Source organism: Streptomyces sp. NPDC048277 (assembly GCF_040652235.1).
Taxonomy (GTDB): Bacteria; Actinomycetota; Actinomycetes; order Streptomycetales; family Streptomycetaceae; genus Streptomyces.
In genome coordinates, this window is record NZ_JBEZLQ010000023.1 from 62,890 (window position 1) to 77,996 (window position 15,107).

Below are 15,107 nucleotides of genomic sequence, written 5' to 3' on the forward strand. Positions count from 1 at the left end.
TATCGCCCAGAATGTGTCGCGAATGGAATTGTGTGACGAAAACCAAAAAGCACGCCGAGGACACCTGCCCGCGTGTCTACCAATGCCGCCTACCGCTGTCCACGCAGACCGTCAACCACCTCGCCGGTCTGTTGCGTCGCCATCTGAAGGCGATCCGCTCCAAGTGGCGGATCCTGCAGCCCGGGAAAATCGCGGTGGTCGTCCTAGCCGTGCTGCGCCACGACCAGCGCCTGGCCGACATGGCCGGAGGCAACAACGTGTCCGAGTCCACCGTCCGCCGCTAGCGCGACGAGCTGGTCACCCTTCTCGCCGCCCAAGCGCCGCGCCTGGACCGCGCCCTGAAGAAGGTCGCCAAGCAGGGCCGGGAGGTGGTCCTGATCGACGGCACCCTCATCCCCACCCAGCGCCGCACCGGAAAGGCCGACCGACGGAACTACTCCGGTAAGCACCACCATCACGGCCTGCACTTCCTCGCCCCTGACTGACGAGAGAGGCCGCCTGATCTGGACATCTGCCGCCCGGCCCAGCCGCACCCATGACAACACCGCCGCCCGCCACGACCACATCCTGGCCCACCTGCGTGCCGCCGGCCTCGGGGCACTGGCAGACCTCGGCTTCCGCGGCCTGGACAACGACGTACTCGACCGGGTGATCGTCGCCGGCTTCCACACCAGCCGCACTCACAAGCTCACCCCCGGCCAGAAGACCGCCAACCGGGTCCTTGCCGTCGGCCGCGCACCGGTCGAACACGGCTTCGCCCACCTCAAGAACTGACGGATCCTCACCAAGCTCCGTACCGATCCCGCTCGCGCGACGCGTCTCCTGCGTGTCCTGCTCGTCTTGACAAACCTCGAAGTCAACCGCTGAGACAACGACTCTGGAGATTCCCGGCGTTCCGTGGTGCGGCTGTCGGCCCCACAAGGACTTCTCCAACCAGCGGATGACGATCGGGACCGCGCGCCAGTCCAAGTGCGCGCCTCCGCTGCGGTCGACGACCCCAGCGGCAACCTGCGAGCACCACTCCGGTGACCCGAACCATGCCTTCCGGACGACGACGTACGGGACCCTCGCGAGTTCGGGCAGCTCCGCGGGCAGCGGCAGGGCGAGCAGCCGCATCCTATACCTTGCCTGCGTGTAGTGGGAAGTTGCAGGACCTACGCCACTCGGGCGGCAGACCCTCCAACTGCTGCAGAGAAGGATCGATCATGACCTTCGACCACGACACGCTGCGGCGTCGCTGCGCGTACCTGGGTCGCGTCCCGCTGCCACTGCTGGACCAGGAGCCATGGCGCCAAGACCGCCGCCAAGAGCGGCTGCGCTCCCGCCGAACTGCCAGCGCGGATCCCTGCCGCTGTTCGACGGGCCACGGCCCGACAGTTCGGCGAAGTGCTGAGAGTCGATCGCGGTTGGCCGCGCGAGCTGCCCGACACCGTTCGGCATGAGGTGCCCCCTGCTTGAGAGTGAAGGGGCGTCAGTTCTTGGTGCCGGGCCGGTGGATGAGTGCGGCGGAAGGCATGGTGGGGGCTACGACGTCTGCGGCTTGCTGGACGGTTCCCAGCCGTGCGTGAGGATGTCGAAGACCGTCTCGACGGCGGCTCGGCGGTCCTGCCGACCGCGAGCGACGGCCGGGATGTCGAGTACGAATCGAGCAAGAGCCACACAAGCCAGGTCATTGTGGTCCACGCCGATCTCGTCGGCGATGGCTGTGCTGAGGCTGTCGGTGTACCGGGTCCACATGCGGTCGGCGTAGGCGCGTAGCACCGGCGTGGAGTCGATGAGGTTGGTGAACTCGGCCGCCTGAGGATGTCCGTCGATCAAAGGCCAGGTGTCAAGGACGTGCTGCCGAAGGGCTTCGAGGATGCTCTGACCCGCGGGGCGCTGCCGCACCACGGCGATCAGTTCCGACTCCCGGTCCTCGTCCTGGTCGAACACCAGCGCTTCCTTACCGCTGAAGTGCTTGAACACCGTAGCGGTCGATACGTCGGCGGCGTCGGCGATGTCACGGATGCCCACTTGATCGTAGCCGCGTTCCAGGAAGAGCCGTAGTGCGGCATCGGCGATCGCCTGCCTGGTGGCCGCCTTCTTGCGGTCGCGGCGACTGACGGGGGACACGGTCATAGATAGAGCATATCCGACAGTCGAACCCCTCACTAAGTAGAGTTGTTGCACTTTTATTCTTGTTCTGATTTTATGAGACCTGCGAGCACCTGAGCAACACCTCCTTGCCGGCATGGCCGCCGTCCGCGCCGCACCGCCCGCCGACCTCCCGTTCATCAACGAGATCCGCAAAGCGTGCGTGTGAGTGAGGCCGACGCTGCCCCGCCCTGTTCGCCCGATACCTCCTCTTCACCGACCAAAAGGAGCAACCATGAACTCCCCGGAACCCGCCAACGCCCGGATCAGCATCATCGGAGCCGGACCCGGTGGACTGACCTGCGCCCGCATCCTCCAGCGGCACGGCATCGCGGTCACGGTCCACGACCGCGACCCGGGCCCCGACGCCCGCAACCAGGGCGGCACCCTCGACCTGCACGCCGACAACGGTCAGATCGCCCTGCGTGAAGCCGGCCTGCTCGACGAGTTCTTCGCCCTCGCCCGTCCCGAAGGGCAGGAAATGCGCCAGATGGACCCGACCGGCACGATCACGTCCCATCAAGTCCCGGCGCCCGACGAGCTCTTCAAGCCGGAAATCGACCGCGGCCAGCTGCGCGACCTGCTGCTCGGTTCCGTGGAGCCGGGAACCGTGCACTGGGGCCGCGCCCTCGACACGATCAGCGGACCCGTCGACGGGCCGCGGCAACTGCACTTCGCCGACGGCACGAGCGCCGAGGCCGATCTGGTCATCGGTGCCGACGGCGCCTTCTCCCGGGTACGCCCGGCCGTGTCTCCCGCTGTCCCCGAGTACTCCGGGGTCAGCTTCCTGGAAGCATGGTTCTCCGACGTCGAGAACCGACACCCCGAGATTGCCGAGCTGGTCGGCCAGGGCGGCGCCCACGCAGCCGACGGCGAGCGCGGCCTGTTCGCCCAGCGGAACAGCGGAAACCACATACGCGTCTACATCATCCAGCGAGTCCCCCTCGACTGGATCAGCGCCCGCGGGCTGACCGCCGCGGACACCGACCGGATCCGCGCCGTGCTACTCGACGAGTTCGCCCACTGGTCTCCCCGCATGCGCCAGATGATCTCCGAAAACGACGGCCCCTACATCGACCGCCCGATCCTCGCTCTCCCGGTCCCGCACACCTGGGAACACAACGCGACAGTGACCCTGCTCGGCGACGCCGCCCACCTCATGCCCCCGCTCGGCGTCGGCGTCAACCTTGCCATGCTCGACGCCAGCGAACTCGCCCTCGCCCTCGCGGACGCCGCCACCGTCGACGACGCCCTCCGCACCTACGAGAAGAGCATGCTCCCCCGCTCCACCGAGACGGCAAAAGCCATCGAACACGGCGCCGAACACCTGCTGTCGGCCGACATACCCGACTTCGGCGGCGACAACGACGCCCAGCCCTAAGACGTGGATCGGATCTTGGTCAACGGACGGTCTGGGTGAGTCCCAGCGGTCGGAAGCCCTCCACCAAGACCGCGCTCCTCCTCCACGGGTGCCAAGCAGGTGGTACTAGACCCCTGATGGAGGGGGGCTTTCCCCCGGGAACGGACTGGAGTCAGCCCGCTGGGGCGACCGCAGGCATCGAGTCTAGTCTCTGGCGCATCGCCAGAAACGCCGCCGTCTCAAGTGCGGTGTGACTGCTGGCATCCGATGCCGTTCCCCCGATCCTCTGGAGAGCCCCGTGTTCCGCACAACAAGGACCGCGACCGCCACGACCGCCCTGCTCTGCGCGGTGACGGGGGCCGCTCTCACCGGCCTTCCCCAGGCGTCCTCTGCTGCGGCCATGGGGCAGCAGAACCGCCTGGGCAGCCCGGAACCGGCCGCCGCGGCCACGGTCACGAAGCGCAGCGCAGCGCAGCGCAGCGGCAGCCTGTTCACCGGTACCGGGAAGATCAAGGTCGGCGACCGGTCGGTGAACGTGTCGTGCACGGGCAGGCCGGCACCGCATCGGCCGGTCGTCGTACTGATGGCCGGCCTGGGTGACGGTCTGGACAGCCTGAGCGGCATACAGAAGACGCTCAGCGCGAAGGACCGGGTCTGCTCCTACGATCGGCTCGGCGAGGGCGGGAGCGACGCACCGGTCGGCCCGCAGACCATGAACAGCACCGGAAAGGTGCTGACCGCTGTGCTCGACCGGGTAGCCGGCCACCAGCCAGTCGTCCTGGTCGGGCACTCCCTGGGCGGGCTGATCGCCGCCCGCTACGCCCCCGAACACCAGGACCGGGTCAAGGGCCTGGTCCTGCTCGATGCCACCCCGTCGACCATGGCCGCCGACCTCACCCGCATCGTCCCCGCGTCCGCGACCGGCCCCGGCGCCGAGGCTCGCGACGGGTACCTCGCGGTCAGCCAGGGACAGAACCCGGAGATGCTCTCCTTCGCCGACGCAAGGGTGCGCCCGGCCGGTGACATCCCGGTGGAGGTCATCCGGCACGGGGTGCCGTACCTGGCTCAGTCCATCCCCACCTATGGACCGGCCCTGGAACGCGCCTGGGCCGACGGCGAGCGCGCCTGGCTCGCCCTCTCCACCAACAGCAGGCTGAGCGTCGCCACCAAGAGCGACCACTACATCTACGTCGCCCAGCCCGACCTCGTCGACCAGGCCGTACAGCACGTCACCTCCCGCGCCCCCGGCCGGTCCTGACCTCGCACACCCTCACCGAGCAGGGCCGGACACCGGAAACGGAGGGGCTACCTCAGCAGGATCGAGAACGGGGGAAACCGACCCCGCAGGGCGCGCCGGATTCCATGCTCCCACTGGATCACCATCGCATCCTGCCGCCGTACGGCGGGCCGCCGGACCGGTCACGGCCCGGCAAGCCGGCCAGATGCAGGAAGTGGACGCCAGCGTGCACGGCTTCACCCACCTCAAGAGCTGGAGAACGCCTCCAAACTCCGCACCGACCCCACCCGCGCCGCTCACCTCCCGCACGCTCTACTCGTTCCGACGGATCTCAAAGTGAACCCCTAACAGATGTTCTACTCCTCAGACTGCCGCCTACGACCGGCGTGAGCACCCCGAGAACCGGTCACACCAGCCCTTTGACCTGTGTCTTCAAGTTGGCGGAGGCTCAGTGCAGGGCATCAGCGGCCCGAACGACACCCCGTGTCGGCCTACTCCGCAGGAAAACTTGAGCCTGGGACAGTTGCCGCTGATTCCGTGAATTCCCCCGGTCACCGGGCCTGCACCGGTCCGCACCATCATCGCGGCATCAGGTGCTGAGCCGTACTCGCGCCCATCCGGTGCCCTCGTGCATTCCCTTGAGCGGCGAGCTCCAGGACGCGCGAATCGTAGGTGAGCAACTGAAGTCCGGTAATTAAGGGCCTCGCGCACGGCGGTTCGGGCCTCAAAGACGTCCTGTTTGGCCGCCGCCTGCTTCGCCTCGGGGCGCCGGCCGCGGACTGAGCCCAGCGCATCGCGCTGCCTGGCGAGCAGGTGGCCGCTGCCATGGTGGCCCGGATCGCGCAGGACGTGTTGGTCCCGGATACGGAGTTCGACGAGTTGGATGCGCTCATCGCAGCCCGCTTACACGAGCACCCGCATGCCAAGGTGATCGAGACACTGCCCGGCATGGGGCCCGTCTCGGAGCCGAGTAAGTCGCAGCCACCGGCGGAGACGCGACGGCACTCGGCACCCCGGACCGACTGGCCGACTTCTGCCGCCCCAGCCCCAGTCCCGCAGCCACGGCCAGTGTCCGGTGCTGTCCGTGTCCCCGCGCAAGCGAATCGAGGGCAAGAGCTACGCCCACATCTATGGACCGTCACGGTTGTCCACCGTTCTGGTCGTCCCGAACCTGCGCCATGAAGCGCGCAGTTGCGCGCGGGTTCCGAAGTACGTGCAGTTGCGCATCTGGGGCGTGAGCCGTGATCGCCTTGAGGAGGAGCGGTCGGTTGCGGCGACGCCATGACCACACCCAGAGCCAGAAGTCGCCCCGTTCCCGCGAGCGGCGCAGTGCTTGCCAGGCGCAGCGGGGGAAGGAGTAGTCGAGCAGGAGTACGGTGTCGGCTCTGCGGAGGCGGATGTCGAGGACGTCGTAGGGGCCGAGATCCCCGTCCATGATCCACTGATCGGTGCGGACGAGTTCGCCTTGGACGGCGGCCCACTGGTCAGGGGAAGCCGCTTCCAGGTTCGGTCCCCAGAAGTGCCTGTCGAGTTCGATGACGGGCAGCCCGGTTACGGTGCCCAGTGTGGTCGCGAGGGTCGACTTCCCTGCGCCGCCACGGCCGAGGATCACGACGCGCCTCATGCCCGTCATGCTGCCAGAACGGCCCGCCGCCCCATCGGATCACGCGCCAGATCCCCACGGCGGCTTGACGAACGCTATCGGGAAGTCTTTTGCCTCCTGTCCGTCAGTTCAGCAGGGCAGCCGTGAACATCTCGTGGTGCGCTGCCAGCCATTCCTGCATACGGTCCCAGCGTTGCCAGCCACCGCGCTCGGCCAGCGCCTGGGTGTAGCCGGGATCGCCATCGGCCACTCGGCCGGCGACGAAGGCCCGACAGGATGCGGTGGCCTGTTCGATGGCGCCGGGCAGGTCAGCGCGGTCCTGCGGCGAAAGGCCGTAGCTGTCGGCGAGGATCCGCAGTCGCGTCGGGGCATCCAGCCCTGTGGGATAAAAGGCCGTCGCGGATCGGGGATCGAGCATCGGTACCCAGTAGCGGGCGGTCATGGCGACGTCCCAGAGAGGCCGGCCGGGGGCCGCCAGGTCGAAATCGATCAGGGCAGCCGCATGACCGTCACGGAAGACGACGTTCTCCGGGCACACGTCGTTGTGGCACAGCATCGTCCCTCCCTCCGGGTCGGACAGGTCCCGCGGCCACTCGACACCGGTATCGACCGTGATGGCCGCGCTCGCCTCGTGCAGGCGCCGCAGAAGACCTCCCACCGATCTCAGCGCGGACTGCGTCATCACCCAGCGTGGAAACGGCGGCAGGGCGACATCGCCGGGAATGAAGGTCAAGTGTTCGCGCCTGTCTGCGGTGAGACCGACCGGCATCGGAGCCTCGTCGAAGCCGTGCTCTCTGAGCGCGAGGAGGTGGGTGTGGAGGGCGCGTGCGGTGCGCGGGGCCGGGCGTTCGACCAGGGCGCCGCGCCGGAAGACCGCGCCCGCGTTCAGCATGCCACCGACCAGTGCTTCGCCGTCTGCCGCAGCGTCTCCAGCCGTCATACCGATCACGCTACCGTCGGTTCAGGCTTGCACGGGCTGACTCGAAAAGCGGCTCGGACTTGATCGCTCAGCTGGGGATGCACCGGACAGGCGGACGGCTCTCACATGACCGTGCGTTCCGCCACGGAACCACCTCTCATACGAAGGCCGCAGAGGCGAGCTTGCTGGATGACGACACCCGGAGCGCCGCGTTCGGCCTCGCATGACACTTCCAAGTCCGGGCGAGCTATTGGGACTTCAGGCATCAGGCTGTGCGGGCGTGTCCCGTCTCAAGTGATCTGGTTCGGGGGCGAAGCCCTGACCTGTGGCGAACAGATCGATTGAGACGTCGAGGTGCCGTCAACTCCACTTGATTTGATCCGGGTTCACGGATGGCGGAGGCGCCCCGCCTTGTCTCGTTCGGTCCGAGGAGGTGTCGATAGAGTGTCGCCGTGCCGTATCCGCCGATGCCGCTTCATCTTGAGACCGCCCGGCTGACGCTGCGACCGTGGGTCGGCACCGACGCCGACGACCATCGCACGCTCGCTGCCGAACGGGGCGATGGAATACCGTCGATCGAGGACAACCGGCGAGTGATCGAAGCCTAGATTGCCGCGCCGGCGCTGACAGGGCTTGCCCTGCTGGTCATCAACCGCCGCGACGCAGGTGACTTCATCGGGTACTGCGGGCTCACCGTGGGGCGGGCTTCCGTCGACGAGCCTGAGATCGCATACGAGTTGTTCCGGCGTGTCCATGGGCAGGGCTATGCGACCGAGGCGGCCTCCGCGGTACTCGATGCCGCGATCATGACCGGGCGGAAGCGGCTCTGGGCGACGGTGCGTTCCTGGAATGCGCCGTCCTTTCGCGTCCTCGAGAAGCTCGGGTTCGAGCGCGATCACGTCTCGGCAGATGACCGGGGCGAACTGGTGTGGCTCACTCGCGCCCTGCCGTAGGAAGCACGTTTCAGTTACTCGAATGCGACGGGCGCACCTACGGCGGACCAGACCACCCAGGACTTCACCAAACTCCATCTCACCCTGTCTGTCCGCATACATTTATCACGATGCCGCGAAATCCTGCTGTTCAGCTCCGCGCTGTCCAATCGTTGGCGAGGAGGCCAAGGACGGCTTCGTCTGGCTATGCGCCGTACGCCCAGGTAGCCATGGCGCGTGGTGCGTGGCCAGTTCGCAGCTGAGGCGTCCCCGGCGCAGGTGGCGTCACGGACGTGCTGCAGGGCATCGATCTTCCAGTGGTCGTGGATGAGCTTCGTGGGTTGAGCGCGGCGGCTTCTTCGACGGCCAAGCAGATGACGGCGTAGACCGTCTTCGCGGTGGTCCTGCCGCTCGTGCGGTCGGTGCGGCGGCGACCGCCCCCAACTGGCGCGCCGCCTGCTGCACCGCGCCGGCATGCAGCCGGCCCGCCCCACGGACTGGACGCCCCCGAACTTGCTCTCCCTTGCCCAAGGCCCCGTGGCGCCGCGGTCCGCACGCGGTCGCTACGGCAGGTACTGCACTTCGGGGAAGGCCCGCGCCGGCCCGTCGGGCAGGTGGCCCTGGTGATCGTGGCGCAGGTGCCGGTCGAAGAAGGCGAGCGGGTAGGCCTGCTGGATCTTCACGGCCCTGGCCGGGTCGAGGGTGCCGATCCAGGCCCTCAGCTGTTCGTCGCTCATGCCGACCAGCTTCGACAACTGGGGTATGAGCACCTGGGTGTCGCCGTAGGACTGGTGGATCGCGCCGTCGGCCTGGACGTTGAGCCGCCAGCCCTTCAGGTGGGACCAGAACACGGCCACGTTCGGGTCGAGGGCGCGGGTGAACTCGGCGGTCATCATCATGAACGGCCGGTCCAGGTCGGTGGTGATCGTGGGCGTCGGTCCGGGCTGCATAGGCCCGTCCAGGCTCAGCCCGGCCCGCACGCGCCTGTCCTCCAGCATGACGCAGGCGGTGGCCGTGCCGCCCTTCGACCAACCGAACATGCCGATGCGCGACGCGTCGAGGGCCTCGCACAATCCGTCCGGCAGCGGGTGGCGCTCGGCGTCGGGGTTGAGGCCGGCGGCGAGCTGCTCGACACAGCCGAGAACGAAACGGATGTCCGTGGCGTAGGCCATCGCGGTCATCCCGTGCCGGCCGTCTCTGATCGGGGTGACGACCTGGCCGTCGGGCAACTGGCTGAACGCGTCGTTGATGTGGTCCACCGTCACCACGGCGTAGCCGTGGCTGGCGAGCTCCTGCACCATGACGGTGTGGTCGGAGCGGTGGCTGCCTGCGCCGTGCGAGTACACGATCACCGGCAGTCCCCTGCCCGTGCGGTACACCGGGGCGCACTCGTGGCCGGCCGTCAGCGGCGCCACAACGGCGTCGGGCGGGAAGTCGGCGGAGGCAAGCAACGCCCGCAACACGCCGGCGGGCGTCCACGGCACGCGCGGGTACCGATGGGCGTCGCCACGGGCGGGGTACCAGACGCCGGCCATCAGCTGACGGTAGTGGCCGGGGCCGGCATCGGGATCGGGACGGGAAGTGTCGACGAGGTGGAGCTCCAGCGTGCCCACCGGGTACGGGCCGGTGGGCTCCGGCAGCCTTAACCGCGCCGGGGCCGACGTACTGCTCTGAACGGCCGCGGCGGCCCAGGCGGGGCCCGCGGCGGCGAGTGGCACGACCGCCCCGGCCGCGAGCGCGGCACCCAGCACGCGGCGGCGCGACATCCCGTCCCGGCTTGTGAACGGTGTGATGGACACGGGACCCTCCCCAGGGTTTTCCTGATCCTCGGATACATCACGGAAGCCGATCTGACGGCCCGTGAGCACGGACGGAACGCTGTCACGCGCCCCAGCCGGGCCGCATCCGCCCACCGGTTGAACACCCGGGCACCCATGGGCCTACGGAATGACATCCGCAGCATGACCCGCTCGGCAGCGTGGTCTTCACGGAAGACGTTGTTCTCCAACGGGCGTCGTCGATCGGGTGGCACCGTTTCCCTGCCGGGAAGCCGACCGAACCGCCCCCACGACCTCGAGCACCTTCCCCGCCCCCGGACACCCCGCACAAGCGAACCCCACAGCCACTCCCCCACCAGGAGAAACGGGCCGTCGCGCCCCGATGGTGCAGTTCGCCGTGCGGGTGAACCGACAGCCGGCCACCCGTCACGACGCCGCCCGGATCGCTACGAAGATCACAGCCCTGTTCGCGATCTTCGAAACGGGGACCTGGTCGTGCGCCTCGCCCGAACCTGAGCACCCTGATCGACAAGTCCTCGTGGCTGACGGTGAGGACACAGGTGTTTGTCCGGCAGGGAGGGCGAAGACGGCCCGGCTCGGTGCGCAGGAGGATAAATTCCCGTTGCCAAGGTGGACTTGACCATACGGAGGGGGCTTGTGGTGGGCGATGCCGGCGGTTCGGGTGTGGAGGGACTGGATCTTGCTGACGCGATCACACTGCTGCGCAGCCAGGTCGCGCAAGCGCAGGCGCGGATCGCGGGTGCGAACGGGGAGGACCAGGGGGTGCTGTTCTCCCTGGGGGACATCACGGTGGAGTTGGGCATGGAGTTGACTCACACCCGCGGGATGGACGGCGGCTTGAGGTTTGGTGTCGTCTCTCTGGGCGGTAGGAAGGACAGCGCGCGCAAGGCGACTCACACCGTCACCGTGCACCTCAGGCCGCACCGGCCGGGCGGTGGTGACATCGACGTCAGCGACGAGGAGTAGGCCCGGGCCGGGCGGGTTCATCACACAACGGGGGCTGGTGTGGAGTTCGATCGCCGGGTGCAGATCCGGGTGAGCAGGCAGGGCTCGGACAAGCGGGGGTTCGGTTCGGGCTACCTGGTCGCGCCCAGGCTGGTGCTGACGGCCGCTCATGTCCTGGACGGCATGTCCGGGTCGGGCCAGGACAGGGTGACCGTGTCCCGGCCCGATGCCGGTGAGCAGGAGTTTCCCGCGACCGTGCGGTGGCGGCGCAACGACGCAGTGGTGGATGCGGCGCTGGTCGAGGTCGATGAGGGGCACGGCTGGCAGACTCCGCAGTCCCTCACCGATCTGCACACCCGGCCGCCCCAGCGGTTCGGACGCCTCATCGGTACCCGTGCGCACCCGGTCACCCTGGTCGGCTTCCCCCGCATGCAGAGGACCCCCGACGGGCACCGCCTGGACGAACAGCTCGCCGGACGGATCCTGCCCGGCACCGGCTCTCTCGCCGGCCGCTACGAGATCTCCAGCACCGACCCCACGCCTCCCGCCGACGCGACCGGCAGCCGCTGGTCGGGGGTATCAGGGGCTGCCGTTCTCAGCGACGACGCTCACGGCGGTGAGCTGCTGTGCGGGGTGGTCCGCCGCGACCGGCAGGCCGACGGCGGCACCCGGCTGACCGCCACCCCCGCCGCCCGCCTCCTCACCGACGAGGGCTTCCGCGCCCTGATCGCCCGGCACACCGGCTGGGAACCCGCCCTCGAACCCACGGAAGCAGCCGGCCTGCTCACCCCCGCCGCACCCGAACGCGACCTCAATTCACCGGCCGCACTGCTGCGCGCCGACGCCGAAGCCGTCACCTTCCACGACCGCGACAGTGAACTCACCGCCCTGCGCGCCTGGTGCGAGAACGACCCGGCCACCGTCGCGGTACAGGTGCTCACCGGACCCGGCGGCCAGGGCAAGTCCCGCCTGGCCCGCCGCCTCACCGACACCCTCAGCCACCAGGGCTGGGCCACCGGACACCTGCGCTCCGACCTCACCGACCACGACACCCCACCGGACTTCTCCCCCCTCACCACCGCCGGCCTGCCCCTTCTCCTCGTCGTCGACTACGCCGAGACCCGCCCCCGTCTCCTGCGCCGACTGATCACCCACCTGCACCGCTCCCGTCACCGCGTCCGAATCCTGCTGCTGGCTCGCTCCGACGGAGACTGGCGCACCGACCCGCTCAACGCCGCGCCCGCCGCCCGCAGTCTGCTCACCACGGCACCGGTCACCGAGCTCGCCCCGCTCATCCCCCGCGGCCGCCCCGCCGAGGACCGCGTCAGCGCCTTCGCCCGCGCAGCCCGCGACCTGGCCGACCTGTTACCGCACGTCCCCATGGTGCCCGCGCACGACTGGACAGCATTCGCCGACACCCTGCGGCCCCCCGACGACCTCAGCGATCCCCGTTACGACAACGCCCTCACCCTGCAACTGGCCGCATTGGTCGCCCTGTTGCAACAGGGCCCGGCGCCCGCTCAGGCCCCGCCCGGTACCCCGCCCGAAGAGATCCTCTTACAGCACGAAGGACGCTTCTGGCAGGACAGTGCCGACGCCCCCGCCTTCAAACTCAACCTGTCCACCCGTACTTTGGGGGCAGCGGTCACCGTGGCCGCGCTGTGCGGAGCCACCACCGAACAGGACGCCCGCCGTGTCATCCGCGAGATCCCCGGCCTTCCGCCCGACAAGGCACCGGCGACGGCGGCGTGGCTGGCCACGCTGTACCCGGCCGGGCCTGACCGCTTCTGGGGGTCGCTCCAACCGGACCGTATCGCCGAATACCATGCCTCCCGCACCCTCACCGGCGACAGGATCCTGCTGCCCGCCCTGCTCGACGCGGCCGAAGCCGCACAGCAGGCACAGCTCATCACCGTCCTGGCCCGCGCCGCCATCGGCGAGTACAACGCCGGCCGCGGGACCGACAGCGAACACGTTCTCACCGCCCTCGACACCGCTCTGAACACCGCCACCATGTACGTCAGCGCCCTCCGGACAGCGGCAGATGCCCTGCCCTTCCCCTCCCGTGTCATCGCCCCCCTCGCCGTACGGCTCACCACCGCCCTGTTCTCGGCCACCCAGCACGTCCAGCAATCGACAGCCGACGACCCGGCCGCCCACGATCCCGAACTCGCCCACTCGCTGTCCGTCCTCGGCGCCCGGCTGGCGGAAGTGGGGCGCCGAAGCGAGGCTCTCGCCGCCACCGAACAGGAGGTCCAGATCTGGCGCCGACTCGCGACCGCCAACCCGGCCACCCACGAGCGCGACCTCGCCACCTCGCTGCACAACCTCGGCATCCAGTTGGAGCGGGTGGGGCGCCAGGACGAAGCCGTCACCGCCACCGAAGAGGCGGTCCAGATCTACCGTCGGCTCGCGGCTGCCGACCCTGCCCCCCACGAGCGCGACCTCGCTCACTCGCTGTCCGTCCTCGGCGCCCGGCTGGCGGGGGTGAGGCGCCGGGACGAGGCCCTCGCCTCCACCGAAGAGGCGGTCCAGATCTGGCGCAGGCTCGCGGACACCGATGAGCCCGGCTTCGCCGCCTTGCTGCACAACCTCGGCGCCCGGCTGGCGGAGGTGGGACGCCGGGACGAGGCCCTCACCACCAGCGAAGAAGCGCTGCGGATCTGGCGCCGGCTCGCGGCTGCCGACCCCGCCGCCTACGAGCCCGACCTCGCCGGCTCACTGCACAACCTCGGCGCCGCCCTCGCGGCGGTGGGGCGCCGAGACGAGGCCGTCACCGCCACCGAAGAGGCTGTACGGATCTGGCGTCGGCTCGCGGACACGGACCCCGCCGCCTACGAGCCCGACCTCGCCACCTCACTCCACAACCTAGGCAACCAGTTGGAGCGGGTGGGACGCCAGGACGAAGCCGTCACCGCCACCGAAGAGGCGGTGCGGATCCGGCGCCGACTCGCGGCCGCCGACCCCGCCGCTCATGATCCCGACCTCGCCGCCTCTCTGTACCACCTCAGTACCCGGCTGGCGATGGTGGAGCGCTTGAACAGTGCGCTCGCCGCGGCTGAATTGGCCGTGCGGATCTACCGTCGGCTCACGGCCGCCGACCCGGCCGCCCACGAGCCCGGCCTCGCCGCCTCGCTGGAGGTCCTCGCCGTGCTCCTGGAGGACAGGGGTGACCTCTCCGGAGCGCTGCGCGCAACTGGGGACGCCGTGGAGCTCTTCCGCAGTCATGCCGACATGCCCTCTGTGTTCCGGCGACTTCATGGTGTGCTGAGCCAGCAGGTGCGGTTGCTCGACGGTCTCGGGCGCGAGTCACAGGCGGAGCAACTCCGCCTCTGGCTCGACGAGAATCCACCTGCGTAGCCGCCACTCCCTCCAGCAGCGCCTGGAACGTATCGAGTTTCCTCCTCGACCAGGAGACCTGGAGACCTGGAGATCGACGACCCGGACCTGCTCGGCGAACCGCCGACGGCGGACTGCGCGCACGTGGTGGTACGGAGGGAGCGGCGCGGCCGCGGTGGGCGGGCGTGCACGGTCGCCTGCCGGCACGGCGGACCTGCCGCTCAGGCGGCCACCGACCGCCAGATCCGCTCCGGCAGCAGCTCCGCCGCCTCGTCGAGATCGACGTCGTCGACGCCGGACAGCCAACGGCGGGCCACGCCGATCACCGGGCCGAGGACCAGCACCTCGATCAGTCCCGGCGGCAGCGGGGCGAGTTCACCGGCGTCCACATACCCCTGCGCCCACTGCGCGAGCGGGGACAGCCGGGCCTCCTGCGCGTCCCTCAGGCCCTTGCCGTCGGTCATGCCCCGGCGGTCGGCGTCGGCCGAGTGCAGCAGCAGGGCGGCGTCGTGGTGGTCGCGTACGAAGCCCAGATAGGCGGTGACGATCGCACGGATGCCGGTTCGGGCGGACCGGGTGCCCTCCAGGGAGGTGAGCGTCGCCTCCAGCAGCCGGCCGAGCCAGCGCATGAGCAGTGCGTCCAACAGGCCGTCGATGCTGCCGAAGTGGTGGTAGAGGCTGCCCAGGCTCACCCCGCTCGCCTTGGTGACGGCACCGACGGTCAGCCCCTGGTCGCCCGACTCCGCGTACACGCGCAAGGCGGCGTCCAGCAACTGCTCGTAGGTGGCCTCACCCCGCTGCTGTTTGCGTCTCACCACTCCATACTGTCATCCGTCCTCC

The 15,107-nt window shown here is 69.3% G+C and carries 11 protein-coding genes and 1 pseudogene; 7 read left to right on the forward strand and 5 right to left on the reverse strand.

Annotated elements, in window-relative coordinates; genetic code table 11:
- Positions 1-32: 32 nt before the first annotated feature.
- Together AB0D85_RS37775 and AB0D85_RS37780 are read left to right on the forward strand one after the other, a co-directional pair.
- Positions 33-284: a hypothetical protein gene (locus tag AB0D85_RS37775; protein ID WP_362330651.1), complete on the forward strand. Its 252-nt coding sequence runs from the start codon at positions 33-35 to the stop codon at positions 282-284.
- A 217-nt stretch (positions 285-501) separates the two neighbouring features.
- Entirely contained in the window at positions 502-774 is a 273-nt protein-coding gene (locus AB0D85_RS37780) for a transposase family protein (protein WP_362330994.1), read from the forward strand.
- Between the two features lie 750 nt (positions 775-1,524).
- On the opposite strand, the gene AB0D85_RS37785 is transcribed toward AB0D85_RS37780, so the two are convergent.
- Positions 1,525-2,118, reverse strand: a complete 594-nt coding sequence (locus tag AB0D85_RS37785) for a TetR/AcrR family transcriptional regulator (RefSeq protein WP_362330654.1) — start codon at positions 2,116-2,118, stop codon at positions 1,525-1,527.
- 250 nt (positions 2,119-2,368) lie between these two features.
- Between AB0D85_RS37785 and AB0D85_RS37790 the strand changes: the two genes are divergently transcribed.
- Both AB0D85_RS37790 and AB0D85_RS37795 read left to right on the forward strand, forming a co-directional pair.
- Positions 2,369-3,514, forward strand: coding sequence for an NAD(P)/FAD-dependent oxidoreductase (locus AB0D85_RS37790; RefSeq protein WP_362330657.1), 1,146 nt, complete (start codon positions 2,369-2,371; stop codon positions 3,512-3,514).
- A gap of 277 nt (positions 3,515-3,791) precedes the next feature.
- A complete protein-coding gene (locus AB0D85_RS37795) occupies positions 3,792-4,751 on the forward strand; it encodes an alpha/beta hydrolase (RefSeq protein WP_362330660.1) in 960 nt (319 codons plus the stop codon).
- A gap of 1,117 nt (positions 4,752-5,868) precedes the next feature.
- On the opposite strand, the gene AB0D85_RS37800 is transcribed toward AB0D85_RS37795, so the two are convergent.
- On the reverse strand, positions 5,869-6,354 hold the full coding sequence (locus tag AB0D85_RS37800) for a hypothetical protein (protein ID WP_362330663.1): 486 nt from the start codon (positions 6,352-6,354) through the stop codon (positions 5,869-5,871).
- A gap of 103 nt (positions 6,355-6,457) precedes the next feature.
- On the reverse strand, positions 6,458-7,273 hold the full coding sequence (locus AB0D85_RS37805) for an aminoglycoside phosphotransferase family protein (protein ID WP_362330666.1): 816 nt from the start codon (positions 7,271-7,273) through the stop codon (positions 6,458-6,460).
- Between the two features lie 446 nt (positions 7,274-7,719).
- Here AB0D85_RS37805 and AB0D85_RS37810 point away from each other — a divergent pair.
- A pseudogene (locus AB0D85_RS37810) lies at positions 7,720-8,205 on the forward strand (GNAT family N-acetyltransferase).
- A 542-nt stretch (positions 8,206-8,747) separates the two neighbouring features.
- Here AB0D85_RS37810 and AB0D85_RS37815 read toward each other — a convergent pair.
- Positions 8,748-9,983, reverse strand: coding sequence for an acetylhydrolase (locus tag AB0D85_RS37815; protein ID WP_362330669.1), 1,236 nt, complete (start codon positions 9,981-9,983; stop codon positions 8,748-8,750).
- A gap of 639 nt (positions 9,984-10,622) precedes the next feature.
- Between AB0D85_RS37815 and AB0D85_RS37820 the strand changes: the two genes are divergently transcribed.
- Positions 10,623-10,949, forward strand: coding sequence for a trypco2 family protein (locus AB0D85_RS37820; RefSeq protein ID WP_362330672.1), 327 nt, complete (start codon positions 10,623-10,625; stop codon positions 10,947-10,949).
- 39 nt (positions 10,950-10,988) lie between these two features.
- The gene (locus AB0D85_RS37825; RefSeq protein WP_362330676.1) at positions 10,989-14,288 is read left to right on the forward strand and encodes a tetratricopeptide repeat protein; all 3,300 of its coding nucleotides are present in this window, start codon (positions 10,989-10,991) and stop codon (positions 14,286-14,288) included.
- A 200-nt stretch (positions 14,289-14,488) separates the two neighbouring features.
- On the opposite strand, the gene AB0D85_RS37830 is transcribed toward AB0D85_RS37825, so the two are convergent.
- Positions 14,489-15,082: a TetR/AcrR family transcriptional regulator gene (locus tag AB0D85_RS37830; RefSeq protein ID WP_362330679.1), complete on the reverse strand. Its 594-nt coding sequence runs from the start codon at positions 15,080-15,082 to the stop codon at positions 14,489-14,491.
- Positions 15,083-15,107: the final 25 nt, after the last annotated feature.